This is a genomic window from uncultured Shimia sp. (genome assembly GCF_947493595.1).
GTDB lineage: Bacteria > Pseudomonadota > Alphaproteobacteria > Rhodobacterales > Rhodobacteraceae > Shimia.
Window position 1 is genome coordinate 540,653 of record NZ_CANLRL010000001.1, and the last position, 20,240, is coordinate 560,892.

The 20,240-nt window shown below is 57.6% G+C and carries 20 protein-coding genes and 1 pseudogene; 13 read left to right on the forward strand and 8 right to left on the reverse strand.

Annotated elements, in window-relative coordinates; all coding sequences use genetic code 11:
* Positions 1-133 precede the first annotated feature (133 nt).
* Complete coding sequence (locus Q0955_RS02745; RefSeq protein WP_299419575.1) at positions 134-619, forward strand: NAD(P)H-dependent oxidoreductase; 486 nt, start codon at positions 134-136, stop codon at positions 617-619.
* Between the two features lie 3 nt (positions 620-622).
* Here the strand turns inward: Q0955_RS02745 and Q0955_RS02750 are convergent, their stop codons facing one another.
* Together Q0955_RS02750 and Q0955_RS02755 are read right to left on the reverse strand one after the other, a co-directional pair.
* On the reverse strand, positions 623-1,195 hold the full coding sequence (locus tag Q0955_RS02750) for an MAPEG family protein (RefSeq protein WP_299419577.1): 573 nt from the start codon (positions 1,193-1,195) through the stop codon (positions 623-625).
* Between the two features lie 87 nt (positions 1,196-1,282).
* Positions 1,283-1,663: a helix-turn-helix domain-containing protein gene (locus Q0955_RS02755; RefSeq protein ID WP_299419580.1), complete on the reverse strand. Its 381-nt coding sequence runs from the start codon at positions 1,661-1,663 to the stop codon at positions 1,283-1,285.
* A 125-nt stretch (positions 1,664-1,788) separates the two neighbouring features.
* Here Q0955_RS02755 and Q0955_RS20860 point away from each other — a divergent pair.
* Positions 1,789-2,019 (forward strand): annotated as a pseudogene (locus tag Q0955_RS20860) (NAD(P)H-binding protein); the annotation flags it as partial.
* Positions 2,020-2,074: 55 nt separating this feature from the next.
* The gene (locus tag Q0955_RS02760) at positions 2,075-2,689 is read left to right on the forward strand and encodes a hypothetical protein (protein WP_299419582.1); all 615 of its coding nucleotides are present in this window, start codon (positions 2,075-2,077) and stop codon (positions 2,687-2,689) included.
* A 59-nt stretch (positions 2,690-2,748) separates the two neighbouring features.
* Here Q0955_RS02760 and Q0955_RS02765 read toward each other — a convergent pair whose 3' ends face one another.
* A complete protein-coding gene (locus Q0955_RS02765) occupies positions 2,749-4,566 on the reverse strand; it encodes a M3 family oligoendopeptidase (protein WP_299419584.1) in 1,818 nt (605 codons plus the stop codon).
* A gap of 128 nt (positions 4,567-4,694) precedes the next feature.
* Here Q0955_RS02765 and Q0955_RS02770 point away from each other — a divergent pair, with 128 nt between their 5' ends.
* A complete protein-coding gene (locus Q0955_RS02770; RefSeq protein ID WP_299419587.1) occupies positions 4,695-5,525 on the forward strand; it encodes a fumarylacetoacetate hydrolase family protein in 831 nt (276 codons plus the stop codon).
* Positions 5,526-5,594: 69 nt separating this feature from the next.
* On the opposite strand, the gene Q0955_RS02775 is transcribed toward Q0955_RS02770, so the two are convergent.
* Both Q0955_RS02775 and Q0955_RS02780 read right to left on the reverse strand, forming a co-directional pair.
* Positions 5,595-6,548, reverse strand: a complete 954-nt coding sequence (locus tag Q0955_RS02775; RefSeq protein ID WP_299419589.1) for an alpha/beta hydrolase — start codon at positions 6,546-6,548, stop codon at positions 5,595-5,597.
* Entirely contained in the window at positions 6,548-6,838 is a 291-nt protein-coding gene (locus Q0955_RS02780) for an SCP2 sterol-binding domain-containing protein (RefSeq protein ID WP_299419591.1), read from the reverse strand. The genes Q0955_RS02775 and Q0955_RS02780 overlap by 1 nt, the downstream gene beginning before the upstream one ends.
* A gap of 28 nt (positions 6,839-6,866) precedes the next feature.
* On the opposite strand from Q0955_RS02780, the gene Q0955_RS02785 reads away from it, so the two are divergent.
* The 6 genes from Q0955_RS02785 to Q0955_RS02810 all read left to right on the forward strand — a co-directional run bounded on the left by Q0955_RS02785 (position 6,867) and on the right by Q0955_RS02810 (position 12,870).
* Positions 6,867-7,502 carry a tetratricopeptide repeat protein gene (locus tag Q0955_RS02785; RefSeq protein ID WP_299419592.1) on the forward strand — a complete coding sequence of 212 codons (636 nt, stop codon included), beginning with the start codon at positions 6,867-6,869 and terminating at the stop codon, positions 7,500-7,502.
* Positions 7,503-7,533: 31 nt separating this feature from the next.
* Positions 7,534-10,380, forward strand: a complete 2,847-nt coding sequence (locus tag Q0955_RS02790) for a helicase-related protein (protein ID WP_299419595.1) — start codon at positions 7,534-7,536, stop codon at positions 10,378-10,380.
* 4 nt (positions 10,381-10,384) lie between these two features.
* Positions 10,385-10,777, forward strand: coding sequence for an RNA-binding S4 domain-containing protein (locus tag Q0955_RS02795; RefSeq protein WP_299419598.1), 393 nt, complete (start codon positions 10,385-10,387; stop codon positions 10,775-10,777).
* Between the two features lie 50 nt (positions 10,778-10,827).
* The gene (gene fdxA, locus Q0955_RS02800; RefSeq protein ID WP_164641880.1) at positions 10,828-11,166 is read left to right on the forward strand and encodes a ferredoxin FdxA; all 339 of its coding nucleotides are present in this window, start codon (positions 10,828-10,830) and stop codon (positions 11,164-11,166) included.
* A 295-nt stretch (positions 11,167-11,461) separates the two neighbouring features.
* Positions 11,462-11,980, forward strand: coding sequence for a CarD family transcriptional regulator (locus Q0955_RS02805; RefSeq protein WP_299419603.1), 519 nt, complete (start codon positions 11,462-11,464; stop codon positions 11,978-11,980).
* 119 nt (positions 11,981-12,099) lie between these two features.
* Positions 12,100-12,870, forward strand: a complete 771-nt coding sequence (locus Q0955_RS02810; protein ID WP_299419606.1) for a potassium channel family protein — start codon at positions 12,100-12,102, stop codon at positions 12,868-12,870.
* Here the strand turns inward: Q0955_RS02810 and cobS are convergent.
* Entirely contained in the window at positions 12,867-13,631 is a 765-nt protein-coding gene (gene cobS, locus Q0955_RS02815; protein WP_299419608.1) for an adenosylcobinamide-GDP ribazoletransferase, read from the reverse strand. The genes Q0955_RS02810 and cobS overlap by 4 nt on opposite strands.
* 83 nt (positions 13,632-13,714) lie before the next feature.
* On the opposite strand from cobS, the gene cobT reads away from it, so the two are divergent.
* On the forward strand, positions 13,715-14,725 hold the full coding sequence (cobT, locus tag Q0955_RS02820; protein ID WP_299419610.1) for a nicotinate-nucleotide--dimethylbenzimidazole phosphoribosyltransferase: 1,011 nt from the start codon (positions 13,715-13,717) through the stop codon (positions 14,723-14,725).
* 21 nt (positions 14,726-14,746) lie between these two features.
* On the opposite strand, the gene Q0955_RS02825 is transcribed toward cobT, so the two are convergent.
* Together Q0955_RS02825 and Q0955_RS02830 are read right to left on the reverse strand one after the other, a co-directional pair.
* The gene (locus tag Q0955_RS02825; RefSeq protein ID WP_299419613.1) at positions 14,747-16,627 is read right to left on the reverse strand and encodes a monovalent cation:proton antiporter-2 (CPA2) family protein; all 1,881 of its coding nucleotides are present in this window, start codon (positions 16,625-16,627) and stop codon (positions 14,747-14,749) included.
* A 29-nt stretch (positions 16,628-16,656) separates the two neighbouring features.
* Entirely contained in the window at positions 16,657-17,112 is a 456-nt protein-coding gene (locus Q0955_RS02830) for an Lrp/AsnC family transcriptional regulator (RefSeq protein WP_299419616.1), read from the reverse strand.
* A gap of 153 nt (positions 17,113-17,265) precedes the next feature.
* Between Q0955_RS02830 and hppD the strand changes: the two genes are divergently transcribed.
* Together hppD and Q0955_RS02840 are read left to right on the forward strand one after the other, a co-directional pair.
* On the forward strand, positions 17,266-18,363 hold the full coding sequence (gene hppD / locus Q0955_RS02835) for a 4-hydroxyphenylpyruvate dioxygenase (RefSeq protein WP_299419618.1): 1,098 nt from the start codon (positions 17,266-17,268) through the stop codon (positions 18,361-18,363).
* A 149-nt stretch (positions 18,364-18,512) separates the two neighbouring features.
* Positions 18,513-20,237 carry an amidohydrolase gene (locus tag Q0955_RS02840; protein ID WP_299419621.1) on the forward strand — a complete coding sequence of 575 codons (1,725 nt, stop codon included), beginning with the start codon at positions 18,513-18,515 and terminating at the stop codon, positions 20,235-20,237.
* Positions 20,238-20,240 lie beyond the last annotated feature (3 nt).

Below are 20,240 nucleotides of genomic sequence, written 5' to 3' on the forward strand. Positions count from 1 at the left end.
ACGCGCAGGATCAACGCAAAACGTTGGGGGGAAGCGTAGAACAGGCAGTGGCGTGCTTCAATCGTTGAGTGTGATTGTTTCGGGTGCCGATGCGCGGCTATGGTGGCGGTGATACAACGGCCGAGGGGCGGATATGGCGCAGGTTTTGATTGTCTATCACTCCCGTACAGGGGGCAGTCAGCAAATGGCGGAGGCGGCCTTTGCGGCGGCGCAGGCTGAGGGAGAGGCGCGGTTGTTGCGTGCTGAAGATGCGCAGCCAACGGATGTTCTGTCCGCGGACGGCTATTTGTTCTGCGGACCGGAGAACCTTGCCGCGCTGTCAGGTGCGATGAAGGAGTTCTTTGACCGCTGTTTTTATCCTGTTTTGGGGCAGATCGAGGGGCGGCCTTATGCGCAGATGATCTGTGCCGGATCAGATGGTGAAGGTGCTGCGCGGCAGTTGGCACGGATTGCGACAGGGTGGCGGCTCAAAGAAGTGCAGCCACCGTTGATAATGTGCACTCATGCGCAGACACAGGAGGACATTCTGGCGGAGAAAGAGATTGGCGCGGCGGATTTGGCGCGCTGCGCAGAGCTTGGCGCGGCGCTGGGGGCAGGGCTGGTGATGGGGGTGTTTTGAGCCTTATGTCAACAAAGCAAGCGCCACATAGCTCGCCATGCCAAACAAAGACATCAGGCTGACGCTCATAAAGATGCCACGCAGGCCGTCTTTGCCACTCAGATAGGCATAGGCGTGGCCAAGGCGGCCCAAAGCAAATCCAACCATCCAGATGAAGGCTAGGCTTTCTGTGGGTGAAATCAGCATCATCGCCGGCGCAAGGACAACAAAATAGAGCGTGTTTTCGGAGGCGTTGTTGTGGGCGTCGTGGTGACGTTTTACTTCGCGCACACCCGTTGGGTCTGCCTCGGTTTCAACTTTACCTGCTTTGGCCCATTCTTCCGGCGTGGCCTGCAAACCATATTTGAGGCGGGTAAGTTCGGTGCTGGTCATCAGCCAGACATGGTTGGCCAGCAACAGCAGTCCGCTGATGGTGAAGGCAATCAGGATGGGCTTGGTGGGCACAGCTGGCACCGCAGACATGACGCCAATCAGCAGGTTCAGAATGATGGCCGCCGTAATCAGCGCAAAGGGGTAGACGATGATGATGCGGCGCACGCGCCGCACGCGATTGGGGTCTAGTCCTGTCTCGGTCACGCTACATTCCTCCCTTTCTCATCTCTGAGTGGTAGAACACATGGTCACGTTCAATTCAGATAACAAGTGCGGGCTGGGTGACGGCGGTCAGTCATATTTTTGGGAATATACTGCCTGCGCCTGTGCAATGTCTGCCTCGTGCTCCACAGCCCAGTTGGCCAGGCCTGTGATGTGGCCCAACAGCGAATGACCCAAAGGGGTGAGGCTGTACTCCACGGAGGGTGGTCTGGTGTCAAAGACCTCGCGGTGCACAAGGCCATCGCGCTCCAGCCCACGTAGGGTAACCGTCAACATGCGTTGGGAAATGCCCGCCACGGCGCGCAGGAGCGCACGGAACCGTTCTGGCCCGCGCCCCAATCGCAGCACCACCAACACGCTCCATTTGTCGCCAACCCGATCCAGAACATCACGCACGGGGCAGGTGCCGCTGAAGTCATTTGCCACCCATGTATCCACACCGTCATTCATCTCCTGAATGTCGGAGGGGGTTACTTCTGTGTGCCTATCCAATGAATTAGTGCCTTCTTTTGCGCTCAAACCAAGTCTCTTAAGTGTGGTTCTCAACAGTAACCACCGTATCACGGAGAACCACTATGAACCAGACCGTTGCAATTTTTGGCGCCACCGGTGCGCAAGGCCCCCCCGTTGTGCAGGAAGCGCTTGCCAAAGGATTGACTGTGCGCGCTGTTGCGCGTGACGTTGCCAAGATTTCCGAAATGCACAGTGAAGCCCATGCCTTTGCGGCCACTTTGGAGGATGTCGACGCCATTGCACGCGCATTAGACGGGGTTGATGCCGCGTTTCTGCATCTGCCTGCGCCAGCCACACCTGAAGACCCGCAAACTTGGATGCCCGCGTTTTTTCACTGCCGCTCATCAAGTGGGATTGCCGTTGCTTGTCTTCACCACCGGAGGCACGTCCGGAGCGCGTTACCCGTCCTCGATGATGATCGACGCCACAACGGGTGGCATGATGGCGGTATTGAACAGCGGTATTCCCTCGATTGTGTTGCAGCCGACCATTTATCTGGAAAACCTGCTGCCCGGGTTCCTGACACCGCAGCTGAAATCCGAAGGTGTTTTGAACTATCCACCGCTACCAGACACAATGAAGGTCACCTGGACGTCGCATTTTGACCAAGCGCGTGTGGCAGTGGCGGCATTGACCCGTCCAGATCTGGCCGGGCAACACTTTGAAATTGGCACGCCAGCGCCGCTGACAGGTGGGCAATTGGCGGAATTGTTGTCTGGCTGGGTGGATCGTCCGGTGTCTTTTGCGCCTCAGTCTCCGGCAGAATTGGGGGCGCAGGTGGCAGACGCCTTTGGCAATCCGGGCATGGGGCACATGCTGACCGACATGTACGGCGCCTTGGCCAAAATGGGCGATGACGACATGTGCATTGATACGCGGCAGATTGAGGAGACCTTTGGTGTCACCCTGTCCACTGTAGAAGAACACATCAAAAGCTGGGGCAAAGCTGCTGCGGCTGCCTAAGAAAAAAGGGCCGGAGAATTTGCTCCGGCCCTTCATCATACGCAATTCGGCTTGAGGCGTTATTCCATCGCCTCAAGCTCGTCGATCATCGACGAAATCATGCTCAGGCCTTTGTCCCAGAACTTCGGATCAGAGGCGTCCAGGCCAAAGGGTGCGAGAAGCTCTGAGTGGTGCTTGGAACCACCCGCTTTGAGCATCTCGAAGTATTTGTCCTCAAAGCCTTCGTCGCCCTCGGCATAAACCGCATAGAGCGCGTTTACGAGGCCGTCGCCAAAGGCATAAGCATAGACGTAGAACGGCGAATGTACGAAGTGCGGGATGTAGGCCCAGAAGGTCTCATAGCCATCCATATACTCAAAGGCCTCACCAAGGCTTTCGGCCTGAACTGACATCCACAGGGCGTTGATGTCTTCTGGTGTCAGCTCGCTTTCACGACGGGCGGCGTGCAGTTTGCACTCAAAGTCGTAGAACGCGATTTGGCGCACCACGGTGTTGATCATGTCCTCAACCTTGCCCGCGAGCAGGATTTTGCGCTGCTCCTGGGTTTCGGCTTTGTCCAGCATGGCGCGGAAGGTGAGCATCTCGCCAAATACGGAAGCAGTTTCCGCCAGAGTCAGCGGAGTGGAAGACAACATCTCGCCTTGGTCTGCGGCCAGCACTTGGTGCACGCCGTGGCCCAGTTCGTGTGCCAAAGTCATCACGTCACGCGGCTTGCCGAGGTAATTCAGCATCACATAGGGGTGCACGTTGGTCACGGTTGGGTGGGCAAAGGCACCCGGCGCTTTGCCCGGTTTCACACCCGCATCGATCCAACCTTTGCTAAAGAACGGCTCGGCCAATTCGCCCATGCGTGGGTCAAAGGCGTTGTAGGCGTCCATCACGGTTTTCTGGGCGGTGTCCCAATTCACGGTGGTTGGGTCTTCCATGGGCAGCGGTGCGTTGCGGTCCCAGACCTGCATCACATCCAGACCAAGCCATTTGCGCTTCAGCTCATAGTAGCGGTGGCTGAGTTTGGGGTAGGCGGCGACAACCGCGTCGCGTAGGGCCTCGACCACTTCCGGTTCCACATCGTTGGAGAGGTGACGGCCAGTTTGCGCCGTGGGCATGTTGCGCCAGCGGTCCACAACTTCTTTTTCCTTGGCGGCGGTGTTGTGCACCCGCGCGAAAATTTTGATGTTTTCGGCAAAGACTTCGGCCAATTCCCGCGCCGCCGCCGCACGTTTTTCGCGGTCCGGGTCGGTCAGAAAGTTCAGTGTGCCTTCGATGTTCAGTTCTTCGCCGTTCACGTTGAAGGTCAGGCCCGCGATGGTTTCGTCAAACAGGCGCTCCCATGCGTCGCCCACCACGCCAAGATCGTGCAGAAATTTTTCAAGCTCGTCCGACAGCTGGTGCGGCTTCATTGCGCGGATGCGGCGGAAGACCGGCTCATAACGCGCCAGTTCGGCGTTTTCTGCAAAGGCGGCGGAGAGCTTGTCGTCTTCGATACGGTTGAGTTCCAAAGTGAAGAACACCAGCGGCGTGGAGAAGTTTGTCAGCTTTTCCTGCATGTTGGCCATGAACTGAGCGCGCTCAGCGTCCGTGGTCAGCTGGTAGTAGCGCAGACCGGCGTAGGACATGATGCGGCCGGACACCTGACTGATCTTCTCGTTGCGTTGCACACAGGTCAGCAGGTCGGCAGCGGACAGATCGGCCAGCTTGCCCTCGTAGTCAGCGGCAAAGGCGGCACATTCGCCTTCGAGCCATTCCAGGTCGGCGGTCAGTTCGGGCGCGTCGTCGCCGGTGTAGAGATCGCTCAGGTCCCATTCGGGTAGGTCGCCAAATTCGTTTGCGCCGGAGGAGGGGTTTGCATCGCGGACGGGGAAGGGAAGGTTCAGCATGGAAGCGGCCTTTGTTCAGAAAACTGTTGTGGATCAGATAGGCAGAGCGGGGCGGGAGGTTCAAGAGGGGGTTGCACTCCTTTGCGCGGCGCGGGAGCATGGCGGCAAGTTAAAGACGGAGAATTGAAATGCGGTTTGTGCGGTATGGCGAACGTGGGGCGGAAAAGCCGGGTGTGTTGGATAAGGCAGGTCAGGTGCGGGATTTGTCCGGTGTGGTGACGGATTTGGCCGGTGACGTGCTGGCGGACCTGCCGGAGGTCGATCCGGAAAGCCTGCCTTTGGCGGAAGGCGATCTGCGGTTGGGCGCACCGGTGGGGCAGGTGGGCAAATACCTGTGTATTGGTCTGAACTATTCCGACCACGCCGAAGAGGCTGGCATGGACATTCCCAAAGAGCCGATCCTGTTTATGAAAGCCACCAGCGCCATTGTGGGCCCGGATGATCCGGTGATCCTACCGCGCGGGTCCGAGAAAGGCGACTGGGAGGTGGAGCTGGCCGTGGTGATTGGCAAGGCGGCCAAATATGTATCCAAGGAAGACGCGCTGAGCCATGTGGCGGGCTACACCATTGCCAACGACGTGTCCGAGCGCAGCCTTCAGATCGAGCGTGGCGGGCAGTGGACCAAAGGCAAAAGCTGCGACAGCTTTGGGCCGCTGGGCCCGTGGTTGGTGACGCCGGATGAGGTGGCGGATGTGCAGAACCTTGCATTGACGCTGGACCTCAATGGGGAGCGGGTGCAGACCGGCTCGACCGCGTCGATGGTGTTTGGGGTAGCGGAAATCATCTCTTATCTCAGCGAAATGATGACGCTGCATCCGGGTGATGTGATTGCCACCGGCACGCCGCCCGGTGTGGGCATGGGGTTCAAGCCGCCGCGCTATTTGCAAGCGGGGGACGTTATGGAGTTGAGCATCGCGGGTCTGGGCAAACAGCGTCAGCGGGTGATGCAAGACGGGTGATGTCCGCAGCGATTAAGAGGTGAGGGGCCAGCCCCTCACACACCCCGGGATATTTGGGGAAAGAGAAAGCTAGGCGCTGTGTGTGTCGTAGAAGGCGGCGCAGGTGTCAAAGATGTGGGTGCGCGTCTGTGGCACTTCCATCAGGACTTCGTGTTCGCCGTCTTTGACGAGGTCCAACGTGCCATTGGGCCAGCGTGCCATACGGTCATGGACCTCGCCGCTGTGCACAATGCGTTCGTCCGTGCCGAGGAAGGTCAGGCAGGGGATGTTTGGTGAGGGGTGGGCACGCAGATTTTTGCATTCTTTGAGGGCCTCATAGACCCAGTTGATGGCCGGACCGGCCAACGCAAGATCAGGCTGACCTGTCATCTGACGCTGCATGTAAGCATACATGTCGGGGTCTTTGGTCAGCGTGTTATCGTCAAACGGTTGATCTAGCACCAAGGTCACCGGAGAGGTCATGGGAGACAGTCGCCCACCGAAGCCGAGGGGTTTGCTCAGTGCGCCAATTGCCCATGCGGCGGCGCGCAGGTGCGGAGCCAGGCCAATGCCCCACATCGGAGCGGAGAAGGAGGCTGTTGCCACCGACAAACCTTCGTGCAAAGCGCGCAGGCCGATGCAGCCGCCCATGGAGTGGCCCAACAGGTGCCAGGGTTTTGGCAGGTCCAGATCTTTTAGTGCTGTCAAGACGGCGGCCACGTCGCGCTGGAAATCTGCAAAGGTTTCGACATAGCCCACGTAGCGGGGCTCAACCATACGATCCGCCAGGCCTTGGCCGCGCCAATCAATGGCAATCATCGCGTAGCCACGCGCCGCAAAATCTGCGGCAGCGCGACCGTATTTTTCCGCATATTCGGTGCGGCCGGGAAACAGCAGCACCGTCCCTTTGGCCGGGCCTTTGGCGTCGTCCAAAGGCCAATGGGCAAAACGCAGGCGCACCCCATCATCTGCCGTCACCCAGTAAGCCTGTGCCTCTGGGCCTTCGGCAACGTCGTGATGAAAAGGCGCGCGCTGCAAGGTCATTAGGCCAGCACGCCGCCGAGCTTCATTGCTGCGCCCATGTCGCCGTCAATCGCCAATTTGCCGGACATAAACGCGGCTGTTGGGTTCAGCTCACCGTCGAGAATCGACTGAAATGTGTCTGCGTCGGCGGTCATGGTCACATCTGCGTCGTCGTCGCCAGCGCGCACGCCGTCCGCGTCGATGATGATCGCGCCTTCGCCTTCGATGGCAAATTTGGCAGAACCATCAAAGGCTTCGCCACCAAGTTTCTCGGTCAGGGCTGCCACTGCGGCGGAAATGATATCGCTCATCTGCTTGATCCTTCAAATTGTTGTGCACATGTTGGGAATCACACGCACACGGGCTACATTGATTTACGTTATGGTCAACTTACGACATCTTCTCAAACCTACCGTTGCGGCATTTGTGCTGTGTGTCACGGTATTTCAACCAACAGTTGCTGTTTCTCAGGAAAATGACACCTCTGAGATCACATCCGACGGCGAAATGTCGCGTATGATGGCAGAGTTGAAGGTGGCGGATGCCGCGCGAGCAGAGCAATTGGCTGGGCAAATTCGCCATCTGTGGGATGCGTCCGGGTCTGCCACGGCGGATTATCTTTTGCGCCGCACACGCAAGGCCATTGATGTGTCTGAGATGGAAGCGGCGGTGGAGCATGCCACAGCGCTGGTGGATCACGCGCCGGAATTTGCCCAGGGCTGGGCCGAGCGGGCGCGGGCCTATTATGCACTGGATCTCTATGGGCCGGCATTGAGTGATTTGGAGCAAGTGATTGCGCTCAACCCGACGCATTTTGATGCGGTGATGGGATTGGCCATCATGCTAGACGAGATTGGCAAGCCGGAAGATGCTTATGAGGCCTATCAGCAGGTGCAGTCTATACATCCCCATCAGGCGGGCCTAACAGAAGCTTTGGAGCGACTCGCGCCGCTGGTGCGCGGGCAGGACCTCTGAGCCGAAACTTTTAGCCAGACGGGGCAAACAGATGGCCGACTATCGGCAGATCACGGCGGTGTTGGGGCCTACCAACACAGGCAAAACCCACTATGCCATTGAGAGGATGCTGGGCTATCGCACCGGGGTGATAGGCTTGCCGCTGCGGCTTTTGGCACGCGAGGTCTATGATCGCATTGTGGCCGCGCGTGGCCCCTCTGTGGTGGCGCTGGTCACTGGCGAGGAACGTATTGTGCCGCCGCGTGCGCAGTATTGGGTGGCGACCGTTGAAGCGATGCCGGAAGGGCTGGGCGCGGATTTTGTTGCCATTGACGAAATCCAGCTGTGTGCAGATCCCGAGCGCGGCCATGTGTTCACGGATCGGCTTTTGCGGATGCGCGGCACCCAAGAGACACTGTTTTTGGGCAGCGACACCATGCGCGGCACCATTGCGGAGCTGGTGCCGGAGGCGCAGTTTATGCGGCGTGAACGGATGTCGACGCTGAGCTATTCCGGCAGCCGTAAGATCAGCCGGATGCAGCCCCGTTCTGCAATTGTTGGCTTCTCAGTGGACAATGTCTATGCGATTGCCGAGCTGATCCGCCGTCAAAAAGGCGGCGCGGCGGTGGTGATGGGGGCGTTGAGCCCGCGCACCCGCAATGCGCAGGTCGAACTCTATCAAAACGGCGATGTGGATTACCTCGTGGCGACCGATGCCATTGGCATGGGGCTGAACCTCGATATCGACCATGTGGCTTTTGCTTCAACCACAAAATTTGATGGTCGCCGTATGCGATCTTTGGCGCCCAATGAGCTTGCGCAAATCGCGGGTCGGGCGGGGCGGGGCATGAGCCACGGCACTTTTGGCGTGACTGGTGAAGCACCGCCACTGGATGAAGGCGTGGCCGAGGCGATCATGGAGCACCGCTTCACGCCGGTGCGCAAGCTGAACTGGCGCAATGCGGCGCTGCAATTTGGCACCGTGGATGCGCTGATCAACTCGCTCGAGGTTGGCTCTGACGATGAGTTGTTGATCAAAGCGCGGGAAGCGGATGATTTGCGGGCACTCAAATCCGTGTCGCGTGAAGCGGAAGTCATGGCGCGGGCCAGCGACGGGCGGTCAGTGCAACTGTTGTGGGATGTGTGTCGTATCCCGGATTTCCGCGGCATCAGCCATGCGGAACACGCACAGATGATTGAGCAGATTTTTGGCTTTCTGCATCAAAACGGGCAAGTGCCGGATGATTGGCTAGCCCGGCAGGTGAAGCGGCTGGATCGCGCCGATGGTGACATTGACACATTGTCGAAACGTCTGGCGTTTATCCGGACGTGGACATATGTCGCACAACGTAAAAACTGGGTAAGTGACGAAAACCATTGGCGTGGGGAAACCCGCGCGGTAGAAGATCGCCTATCGGATGCTCTGCATGAGCGTCTAACGCAAAGATTTGTGGATCGGCGCACATCGGTTTTGATGCGCCGGCTCAAACAGAAGGAGGCCCTTTTGGCCGAAGTGAATGATAAAGGTGAGGTGACCGTCGAAGGTGAATTCGTCGGTCGTCTTGAAGGGTTCCGTTTCAGTGCGGACAAAGAAGCCAGCGGTCAGGAAGCCAAGACCCTGCAAGCCGCGAGCTTGCAGGCGTTGGCGCCGCAGTTCCATTTGCGCGCGGATCGGTTTTACAACGCGCCGGATACGGAAATCGACTTTACCGAGCAGGGTGGCCTCATGTGGGGCGAGCATGCTGTTGGCAAACTGGTTGCCGGTGCAGAACCTCTGAAGCCGATGATCTCCGTCTTTGTGGACGATGAAGCTGGCGCAGAAGTGGCACAGAAGGTGGAACGCCGTCTTCAGCACTTCATTGACCGCAAAATTGCAGCCCTGTTTGAGCCTCTGCTGAACCTGAGCAAAGACGAAGAGCTAAACGGCCTTGCCCGTGGCTTTGCCTTCCGCATGGTCGAAAACCTTGGCATCATTCCGCGTGGTGAAGTGGCCACCGAGGTGAAAGAGCTGGATCAGGACGCACGCGGCACGTTGCGCAAGCACGGCATCCGCTTTGGGCAGTTCACAATCTTTATGCCACTGCTGCTCAAGCCTGCACCAACTCGTTTGCGTCTGGTGCTGTGGTCTTTGGCGCAAGGCTTGCAGGATTTCCCAGAGTCCCCACCTCCTGGCTTGGTCACCGTGCCAACCATCAAGGAAGCGCCCCGTGGCTACTACGCCATGTCCGGTTACCGCGCTGCTGGTGAACGTGCGATCCGCATTGACATGCTGGAGCGCTTGGCAGACATGCTGCGCGCAGAAGACAGCCGTGGTGGCTTTGAAGCCAAAGCCGACATGCTGTCGATCACCGGCATGACGCTGGAGCAGTTTTCTGACCTGATGCAGGGCCTTGGCTATGCAGCGGAAAAAGGTGAGCGGGCGAAGGTGAAAGCCGCAGCTGAGCCGACGCCAGCGGAAGAAACGGCAACTGAGGAAGTCTCTGCCGAGACCGAGGCGACAGACGTGGCTGCAACGGAGGAAGCCGCCTCTGAAACGGATGCAGCACCTGAAGCCCCCGCCGAAGAAGCGCCAATTGCGGAGACCGAAGCTGCGCCAGCACCTGAGGCTGCGGCAGAGGCTGAAGTGGAAGTGTTCTACACCTTCACATGGGCTGGCCGTCAGGGTGGCAACCGCAACCAACAACGCCGTGGTGGTGGCCAAGGTCAGGGCGGCCAACGTCGCAATGATCGTCAAGGCGACAAGCCCCGTGGCAAAGGTGGCAAGCCAAAAGGCAAAGGTGGCCCGCGTCGCGACAACGGCCCTAAACAGTTCCAGGCCCGTCCTCCGAAAAAGGAGAAGGCGATTGACCCGGACAACCCATTTGCCGCAGCGCTTATGGGGCTGAAAGGTAAGGACTAAGCGCGTGAGCGCTCAGTCCCCAAACAGTTCGCCCGCCAAACTACGGGCAGACAAATGGCTTTGGCAGGCGCGGTTCTTTAAGACCCGTGGCCTGTCGGCCAAAGTCATCACCGGCGGTCATCTTCGCGTAAATGGACAGAAAATTGCCAAGGCCAGTCATGGTGTGACAATTGGTGACGTTTTGACCTTTCCACAGGCCAAACGTGTGCGGGTGATTGAGGTTGTTGCCCTTGGGGATCGACGTGGTCCAGCGCCGGAAGCACAAACATTATATGACGATTTGACGCCTGAAGAGAAACCTGTTCCCAAGAGCCCCGGCTCTGACGGAAAAGGGCGTCCAACCAAGCGCGATCGCCGCAATCTCGATCTTATGAAGTCTTCTCGGCTTGAAGATTAAGCCGCTCTGTTTTAGGCAGTTCGCCAAAGCTGATGTGAAAGATCTAAGCCATGACCTACGTCGTTACTGAAAACTGCGTCGCCTGCAAATACACCGACTGTGTTGAAGTCTGCCCGGTAGACTGTTTCTATGAAGGCGAAAACTTCCTTGTGATCCATCCGGACGAGTGCATCGACTGTGGTGTGTGTGAGCCGGAATGCCCTGCGGATGCGATCCGTCCGGACACCGAGCCGGATATGGAGAAGTGGGTGGAGTTCAACCGGAAGTATTCCGAGCTGTGGCCTGTCATCATCACCAAGAAAGACCAATTGCCCGAAGCCGAAGAGCGCGACGGCGAAAGTGGCAAAATGGAGAAATATTTTTCCGAAGCTCCGGGCGAAGGCGGGTAAGCTCTTTGCACAGGCCGATTCGGTCTGAGATTGGGGCAAGATTGCTGTCCAAGCTGTACAATTCAGCCCTAAGGGGCTGATACAGAAACACAAAATGCCTATGGAAGCCGGTCGCGCTTTCAAGGGGGCGGTTTTTGTGTTATAATCCTGTCACAGAGGACATAACTGCCTGAGAGCCATCCCCGCATTTGCAGAGGGTGGCTTTTTCTACCAGAGGACATTCCGCATCGGGAAACACTCTTTCCCGAGCGAAATTTTTGTCTGGCAGGATGGGGGCTCACAAAGGAAGTACTGCATGAGCAAATCCAAGAAGAACGAGTTCAGCCCGAACGAATACGTGGTCTATCCGGCACACGGCGTGGGGCAGATCATTTCCATCGAAGAGCAGGAAGTTGCAGGCATGCAGCTGGAGCTTTTTGTGATCTCGTTTGAAAAAGACAAGATGACCTTGCGGGTGCCAACCAACAAAGCCACCGAAATTGGCATGCGGTGTTTGAGCAGCCCGGACGTGATTGAGCAGGCGATGAAGACCCTGAAGGGCAAAGCCAAGGTCAAACGCGCCATGTGGTCCCGCCGTGCGCAGGAATACGAGCAGAAGATTAACTCCGGTGATCTGATTGCGATTGCCGAGGTTGTGCGCGACCTGCACCGCACCGATGATCAGCGCGAGCAGAGCTATTCTGAGCGTCAGCTTTATGAGGCCGCTCTTGAGCGTTTGACTCGCGAAGTGGCTGCTGTTGCCGATGGTGATGAAGCTGCTGCGGCCAAGAAAGTGGACGATGTTTTGGTGTCTCGCGCACCGGCCGCCGCTTAAACGTCTCACACGTGTTTTGAGGGGATCGCACCTGAAGGTGCGGTCCCTTTTTTGTGGCCTATCAAACCGTTGCGTGAATCCATGTGTTGGCGTTTACTGCCCGTAAAGGAAGGGCGCACATGGACAACCTCAAGGCAACAGTTGAGCGACTTTATACAGATCACACACCAGGCGCGGTAAAGTTCCGCTATGCGCTGATCCTTTTTGATTTTGTCACTATCTTATTTTTCATCGCCACGGCACATGTGCCTTATGGGCCGGGCCTGATCCTCGCAAGCCGAGTCACTGGGGTGATCATCTGTCTCGACTTGATTGCGCGCTGGTGGGTGGCAGAGGACCGACGGTTTTTCCTCACGCGGATTTACACCATTGCCGATGTGGTGGTGATTGGCTCGCTGTTCATCGACCCGTGGCTCTCTGGCGATTTGGCCTTCCTGCGGGTGCTGCGGGGCCTGCGCCTGATCCATTCCTACCATCTGCTCTATGATTTGCGCCGCGACAGCCGTTGGTTCCGCACCCACGAGGACGCGGTGATCGCGACTATCAATCTGTTTGTGTTTGTCATGGTGACCTCGGCGTCCTCTCTGGTTTTTTTCATCGACAAGGCGGCCACTTCCACCCCGTTTATTGACGCGATGTATTTCACCGTGGCGACACTCACGACCACGGGCTACGGCGACATCACTTTGGACAGTCCCGGCGGCAAGCTGTTCTCGATCTGCGTGATGGTGGGCGGCGTGGCCCTGTTTGTGCAACTGGCGCAAGCGATCATAAAGCCACAGAAGGTGCGCCATAAGTGTGAAAGCTGCGGATTGCTGCGCCACGATCCGGACGCGGTGCATTGCAAGCACTGCGGCGCCACGATCTGTATCGAGACGGATGGCGCTTAGAAATACTGTGCCAGGATCACGAGGGTGAAAAGCAGGGTGATCTCGGTGATCTGCTGGGTTGCGCCCAAAACATCCCCTGTCTGTCCGCCAATTTTCACCCGCGCCGAGGCAGAGCAGAGCGCCGCCATGACAAACGCCACACCGGCGAGGATCACGCCGGGCACGCCAACACAGCCAAAGGCGGTTACACCTGCCAAGGCAAAGCCTGTGAGCGCGCCGGTGCGCGGTGCGCGGCCTTGGGAGTGGCTCAATCCGTCGGAGCGGGCATGAGGCAGGGCAGCCATAACCAGCGTCATATTGGCGCGAGACAACATCGCCACGGCCAGCAGCCCAAACAGCCAGACGTCAGCCTCGAGCAGGATCGCAACAGCGCCCCATCGCGCAGCAAGGGACAGGCATAGTGCGATAACGCCATAGGCGCCAATATGGCTGTCGCGCATGATCTCCAGCCGCCGGGCTTTGTCCCATCCCCCCCAGAAGCCATCTGCGGTGTCCGCAAGTCCGTCTTCGTGCATCGCACCGCTCATCACCACCATGGCGGCAAGCCAGACCACGGCGGCCAGAACCGGTGGCAGACCTATTAAAAGCAATCCGGCGGTGGGCAGCGCCGCGAGTAAGGCCAGCGCGGCGCCCGCGATACAATAGGCCCAGGCCGCGCGCGCACCGCGTGAAAAATCCGCCTTTACCGGCAGACGTGTCAAAAGCGCCAAAGCGGTGTTGATGTCGCGAGGGCGAAACGGTGACGTGTCGGAACTGGCCATACCTGCGTCTTTTTCCTTACTTGCCGGGGGCTGGATATGAGGTAAACAGCGCTAACGTTAAAAATTCAACAGGAGCCCGGCCAATGTCCGCAGAATTCACCACTTTGGCAGAGTTTAAAACACTTCTGGCGGCAGCACCCGGTGTGGATCAGAATGCCTTGGGCGAAGCCGAAGAGCGCAATGGACAGCTGACCAAGCCGCCGGGCGCCTTGGGCCGTTTAGAAGATATGGCGATCTGGTATGCAGGCTGGCGTGGCAACCCGCGTCCCAGCATTGACGCGCCACAGGTGATTATCTTTGCGGGCAATCACGGCGTGACGGCGCAGGGCGTGTCAGCTTTCCCGGCAGAGGTGACCGCGCAAATGGTGCTGAACTTCCAACATGGTGGCGCCGCGATCAACCAGCTGAGCAAAATGGCTGGAGCAGATCTGGACGTGATTGCGTTGGACCTGGACAGGCCAACTGCGGATTTCACCCAAGGTCCTGCGATGAGCGAAGCTGAGGTTGTGGCGGCGCTGCAGGCGGGCTGGAGCGCGGTGAAGGACACCACCGACCTTTTGGTTGTGGGCGAAATGGGCATTGGCAACACCACCAGCGCAGCGGCGATTGCCCATGCGCTTTATGCTGGTGAGGCAGAAGAGTGGGTTGGCCGTGGCACCGGCGTTGATGAAGCGGGCCTGGCGACCAAGGCACGGGTGGTGCGGGAGGGCGTTGCCGCCAACAACGCACCCAAGGGCCTGGAGGCACTGCGTTGCCTTGGCGGGCGTGAGTTGGCCGGCATGGTCGGCGCCATGGCGCGCGCACGCGTGCTGCGCGTTCCGGTGATCCTTGATGGCTTTATCGCCACCGCGGCAGCGGCCACGCTGGGTGAAGAGGTGGATGACGCGCTGGATCACATGATTGCAGGTCACGTAAGTGCTGAAAGCGCGCATCCGGCCTTGCTGGCGCAGCTTGGCAAAGAGCCGATCCTGAGCCTCAATATGCGTCTGGGTGAAGGCTCTGGTGCGGCTGTAGCAATCAACATCCTGAAGGCGGCTGTGGCCACGCATTCCGGCATGGCCACCTTTGCTGAAGCTGGTGTGTCTGACAGCTAAGAAAACGCCGTTGGAGCGCGGTTAAGCGCGCTCCTCCGGGTCACTGTCGAGCTGCGCGAGCATTGCGTCCTGCAGCTCTTTCTCCAGAGATTTTGCGCGTTTCTTGTAAGCGTCGTTTTTGGACAAGGGCATGTCCTCGTGCCACAGCTGCGCCAATTCCTGCATTGCGTAGCGATCGTGTTTGTAAAACGCCTTTTCCGCCTGCGCCGCCTCATAATCACTCAGGCCGATGTTTTCCAAAACATAGCGCCCAGCCCGCAGGGAGCTGTCAAACATCTCCCGCACAATGTCGTCTGCGCCAGCTTTGTAGAGCCGGTAGACATTGCCGCGATCTTTGGCGCGAGCGATGATATGCAGGTCCGGCCGTTCCCGTCGGGCAAAGGCCACCAACTTGACCGAGGCTTCCATATTGTCCAGCGCCACCACCAGAACCCGCGCTTCACGCAGACCCGCAGCGTGCAGGATTTCCGGACGGGTCGGGTCCCCAAAGAAGCCTTTCACGCCAAAGCTGCGCATGTTCTCGATGGCCTTCATGTCGTTGTCCAAAACCACAGTCTGATAACCGGAGGAGCGCACCAGACGGTTCACGATCTGCCCAAAACGGCCAATGCCTGCGATGATCACCGGACCGGTTTCATCCACCTCATCGTGTTCTCTTTGTTCCTTTTTCTCGCTGCGATCCGAGGTCATTTTTGACAGCACATCATGCAAGATAAATAGCAGCGGTGTGACCAACATGGTGAGCGCCACGATCAGCAGGTATTTCTCTGCAGCCCAGGCCGGGATCACGTTTTGCTGCTCGGAGAAGGTGATCAGGACAAAGCCAAATTCGCCTGCCTGTGCAAGGCCCAAGGTGAAGAGCCAGAGGTTGCGATGGCGCAAACCAAAGGCACGGCCCAGCACAAATAGGATCGATGCTTTGATGGCGATCAGACCCAGAGTAAGGCCAATGATCTGCCCCGGAGCACGGGCAAAGACGTTGAAGTCAATCTGTGCCCCAACGGTGATGAAGAACAATCCCAGCAATAGTCCCTTGAACGGTGCAATGTCACTTTCCAGCTCATGTCGGAACTCGGAGTTGGCCAGCAGCACACCGGCCAAGAAGGTGCCAAGGGCAGGGGACAGGCCAACCAATTCCATCAGAAGCGCAATGCCGACCACAATCAGTAGCGCCAGCGCGGTGTACATCTCGGGCAAATGCGCGGCGTGGATGAAGCGAAACACCGGCCGCATGAGGTAGAGCCCTCCCAGCACGATGGAGCCAACCGCGCCAAGCGTCACCAGCGTCACACCCCAGCCGGGCAAGCCATCTACAAGCGACATTGCGTGCTCATCTGTGTGACCACCTTCTGCAATGGCGCCTCCGGTGGCAATTTCCAGCGTTTCTGGCATCGCCAACAGAGGCAGCAGCGCCAGCATGGGGATTACGGCAATATCCTGCGCCAAAAGCACCGAGAAAGTTGAGCGCCCGCCGCTGGTCTGCATCAAGCCTTTTTCTGCCAGGGTTTGCAGCACGATCGCGGTAGAACTGAGCGCAAAGATCAGGCCTGTGGCCACGGCGACATTCACAGAGAACCCCAGGAAGATACAGGCCGTGGCCACCGCGCCAGTGGTCAGGCCAATTTGTAGGCCACCAAGCCCCAACAGCTTGTCTTTCATCGCCCAAAGTGCGCGCGGGTCCAGTTCCAAGCCAATGATGAACAGCATCATGACCACGCCAAATTCGGCGTAATGCAGCAACTCATCCGCTTCATGTGAGCCAACCAGTCCCAACACGGGGCCAATCAAAATACCGGCTGCCAAATATCCAAGCACCGAGCCAAGCCCTAGGCGGGAGGAAATCGGCACCGCGATCACCGCGGTGATCAGGAAAATGGTGGCGGTATAAAGGGCGTCTTCCATACGTCCTGTGTCCTATTCTGTCGCGGCGCTCAGGTCGGCAGCGGTGCGTCTCGTTTGAGTTGATCCATGACAATTTGACTTTGCACACGGCTTACGGCGGCATGTGGGAGTAAAACCTCATGAATCAAGCGGTTCAACGCATTGAGATCCTCACAATAGGCTCGCAGCAGATAGTCCGCATCACCAGTCAATGTCCATGCGCTGACAATTTCCGCGCGGGTGCTGATCAACGTGGCAAAGCTTTGCGAATTTTCCGGACCATGGGTGCCCAGCTGCACCTGAATAAACGCTTGTACCGACAGGCCCAGTTTTTGTGGGCTCAAGCGGGCGTTGTAGCCCTCGATATAGCCTTCTGCTTCCAGCCGTTGTCGCCGCCGTCCTGCCTGACTTGGCGAGAGATTGAGGATCTCTCCCAGCTCTTGCGCGGTAAGGTGGGCGTTTTTTTGCAGGGCGGAGAGCAGGCGCATGTCGATGGTGTCTAGCATGTGCGTATCTTTCGCATAAAACGTAAACTTTGTGCGTAGACTACGCGGAAATTTACCGGATTGCACGTCAGTTCGCGGAGTTTCCGCATGAATGGCGGCGTATTCTTGCCTCAGCGAACATCACTATCCAAGAATCCCAAAAGGAGACGCGACATGGGTCCTTTCCCACATGATGCGCCACGCGCCGAAATTTCTGATTTCAACCCAGCTGGCACCGACGGCTTTGAGTTTGTCGAGTTTGCCCACCCTGAACCGCAGGAGCTGCGCGATCTCTTCACCAAAATGGGCTACGTCCATGTTGCCAACCACAAGACCAAAGCCATCGAGCTGTGGCAGCAGGGCGATGTGACCTATATTCTGAACAATGAACCTGGCAGCTTTGGCCTGCGGTTTGTGGAAGAGCACGGTCCATGTGCACCGTCCATGGGGTGGCGTGTTGTGGATGCACAGAAAGCTTATGATCAAGCGGTGGCCAAAGGGGCCGAAGCCTATGACGCCGACGACAAAACACTGAATTGGCCCGCGATTAAAGGCATCGGCGGCTCGCTGATTTACTTCACAGACCAGTATTTTGACACGTCGCCATTCAATGAAGAGTTCGACTGGATTGTGACATCTAAGCCGGAAGGCGACGGGTTCTTCTACCTCGATCACCTGACCCACAACGTGTTCAAAGGCAACATGGACACGTGGTTCAAATTCTACGGCGACCTGTTCAACTTCCGTGAAATCCGCTTCTTCGACATCGAAGGCAAATTCACCGGTCTGCGGTCCCGTGCGTTGACCTCGCCCTGTGGCAAAATCCGTATTCCAATCAATGAAGACCGCGGCGAAACCGGTCAGATTGTGGCCTATCTGAAGAAATACAACGGTGAGGGCATTCAGCACATCGCCGTGGGCACGAACGACATCTACGGCTCCACCGACAAAATCGCTGACAAAGGCATCAAATTCATGCCTGGTCCCCCTGACGCCTACTACGATCTGTCCAAATCCCGCGTTGTGGACCATGAAGAGCCGCTTGATCGCATGAAAAAGCACGGCATCCTGATTGATGGTGAAGGCGTGGACGATGGTGGTGAGACCAAAATCCTGCTGCAGATCTTCTCCAAAACAGTGATTGGCCCGATCTTCTTTGAGTTCATTCAGCGTAAGGGTGACGACGGCTTTGGCGAAGGCAACTTCAAAGCGCTGTTTGAAAGCATCGAACAAGAGCAGATCAACAACGGTGAAATCGAAGCCGCCGAGTAAGCTCTTTAAAGACATCTTTCCAACCGAGGTTGGAGCGAGGGAAGCGTCGTCCATTCATGCGGTGGGCGGCGCTTTTTTGTCAAAAACATTTTGATTTGGGTTGTTACACTTCTAAGCTGAACACAGTGTATTTTTTGAAGAGTGGTTCGATGCTGAAATTTGCCCTTGGCACTATGAGTGCCCTGCTTGTGTCGTCAGCAGTTTTTGCTGCGGACATGACGATCTACACCGCTAAAAAGATCATCACGATGGAGGCCAACATACCCGAGGCAACGGCGGTGGCCGTGGCGGAGGGGCGGATTGTCTCTGTTGGCAGCTTGGACAGCCTAGAGGGTTTCATCAAAACCCACGGTGCGGTTGTGGATGATCAATTTGCCGACAAAGTGCTGATGCCGGGATTTATGGATCCGCATATTCACCCGTCTCTGCCGGCGGTGTTAACGCAGTTCCCGTTTCTTGCGCCGGATGACTGGCAGCTGCCTACCGGTGATTTTCCGGGGGTCAAAACCCATGACGCTTACATCGACCGTCTGAAGAAACTGGTCGCCTTACACGAAGCGTCTGACCATGACGCGGCGGTGCCATTCATCGCCTGGGGCTATCACCAGCTGTGGCACGGAGACGTGAAACGCCCGCTGTTAAATGAGCTGTTCCCGGACACGCCGGTCATGCTGTGGCACCGTAGCTTCCATGAGGTGATTGGCAATGACGCGGCGTTTGCCCTGCTTGGCATCACCGAGGCGGATGCTCAGGTCTATCCAGAAGAGGCAAGTTGGGAAGACGGTCACTTCTGGGAAAACGGTGCCAAGGTGCTGGTCGCCAAAATGCCCTTTCTGTTTGCACCGGATCGCTATGGCAAAGGCATGGAAAACTTCTATGAGATGCTGCATCAGGCGGGGGTGACCACGGCACTTGATATGGGCACCGGCATATTTGGCGACCCGGTTGGAGAGATCGCCTTGATCCGTAGCACTGCGGAACGGGTGCAGCCCCCAACTCGTCTGGTGTTGACGCCGTTGATCACGGATTTCTTGGCGCGTAAAAAGACCCCGGAAGAGGCGCTGGCGGAAATCGAAAGCTGGCGTGAAGGCAATACCAATCTGGTTGCCGTCAAAGATCATTTCAAAATTATGATGGATGGGGCGATTTTCTCCGGGCTCTCGCAATATGGTTTTCCCGGCTACAAGGACGGCCACGAAGGCATCTGGATGGCGCCGCTCAGCGAAACTGAGACATGGGCGCGGTTCTTCTGGAACCAGGGGTTTCAGATTCACGCCCACACCAATGGTGACAAATCTGCAGAGGCGCTGATTGGCATTGTTCAGCGTGCACAAGCCGAAACGCCGCGCTTTGACCATCGAACAACACTGGAGCACTTTGCCTTTGCCCATGAGGAGCAGCTGCGCCAGATGGGCGCTCTTGGTATGGCAGTGTCGGCCAACCCTTATTACCAGTACATTTTGGCGGACGCCTATGCGCAGAACTGGCTGGGCGAGGATATTGCCCGCTACATGGTGCCTTTAGGCGCAGCACGGCGCCAAAATGTGACCGTGGCGTTGCACTCAGACAATCCCATGGCGCCTTTAAGCCCGTTGGTTCTGGCGGACGCCGCAGTCAATCGCACCACAATCAACGGATTGCAGAATGCGCAGGTTGAGGCGCTGACGGTGCATGAAGCGATGCGGGCGATCACAATTGACGCGGCCTGGGTGATGAAGCGGGAGCATGATTTGGGCTCCATCCGCGCTGGCAAGCGGGCTGACTTTGTGGTGCTGGAGGCCAATCCATACGAAGTGCCAATCACAGAGATCAAGAACGTGCAGATCTGGGGCACGGTTTATGAGGGCACCGTGCATCAGGTGATCAAAGACTAGGTC

Coding starts and splice junctions, on each gene's coding strand:
- Q0955_RS02745 (WP_299419575.1), top strand. CDS start 134: ATGGCGCAGGTTTTGATTGTCTATCACTCCCGTACAGGGGGCAGTCAG.
- Q0955_RS02755 (WP_299419580.1), bottom strand. CDS start 1,663: ATGAATGACGGTGTGGATACATGGGTGGCAAATGACTTCAGCGGCACC.
- Q0955_RS02765 (WP_299419584.1), bottom strand. CDS start 4,566: ATGCTGAACCTTCCCTTCCCCGTCCGCGATGCAAACCCCTCCTCCGGC.
- Q0955_RS02770 (WP_299419587.1), top strand. CDS start 4,695: ATGCGGTTTGTGCGGTATGGCGAACGTGGGGCGGAAAAGCCGGGTGTG.
- Q0955_RS02775 (WP_299419589.1), bottom strand. CDS start 6,548: ATGACCTTGCAGCGCGCGCCTTTTCATCACGACGTTGCCGAAGGCCCA.
- Q0955_RS02780 (WP_299419591.1), bottom strand. CDS start 6,838: ATGAGCGATATCATTTCCGCCGCAGTGGCAGCCCTGACCGAGAAACTT.
- Q0955_RS02785 (WP_299419592.1), top strand. CDS start 6,867: ATGTTGGGAATCACACGCACACGGGCTACATTGATTTACGTTATGGTC.
- Q0955_RS02790 (WP_299419595.1), top strand. CDS start 7,534: ATGGCCGACTATCGGCAGATCACGGCGGTGTTGGGGCCTACCAACACA.
- fdxA (WP_164641880.1), top strand. CDS start 10,828: ATGACCTACGTCGTTACTGAAAACTGCGTCGCCTGCAAATACACCGAC.
- Q0955_RS02805 (WP_299419603.1), top strand. CDS start 11,462: ATGAGCAAATCCAAGAAGAACGAGTTCAGCCCGAACGAATACGTGGTC.
- Q0955_RS02810 (WP_299419606.1), top strand. CDS start 12,100: ATGGACAACCTCAAGGCAACAGTTGAGCGACTTTATACAGATCACACA.
- cobS (WP_299419608.1), bottom strand. CDS start 13,631: ATGGCCAGTTCCGACACGTCACCGTTTCGCCCTCGCGACATCAACACC.
- cobT (WP_299419610.1), top strand. CDS start 13,715: ATGTCCGCAGAATTCACCACTTTGGCAGAGTTTAAAACACTTCTGGCG.
- Q0955_RS02825 (WP_299419613.1), bottom strand. CDS start 16,627: ATGGAAGACGCCCTTTATACCGCCACCATTTTCCTGATCACCGCGGTG.
- Q0955_RS02830 (WP_299419616.1), bottom strand. CDS start 17,112: ATGCTAGACACCATCGACATGCGCCTGCTCTCCGCCCTGCAAAAAAAC.
- hppD (WP_299419618.1), top strand. CDS start 17,266: ATGGGTCCTTTCCCACATGATGCGCCACGCGCCGAAATTTCTGATTTC.
- Q0955_RS02840 (WP_299419621.1), top strand. CDS start 18,513: ATGCTGAAATTTGCCCTTGGCACTATGAGTGCCCTGCTTGTGTCGTCA.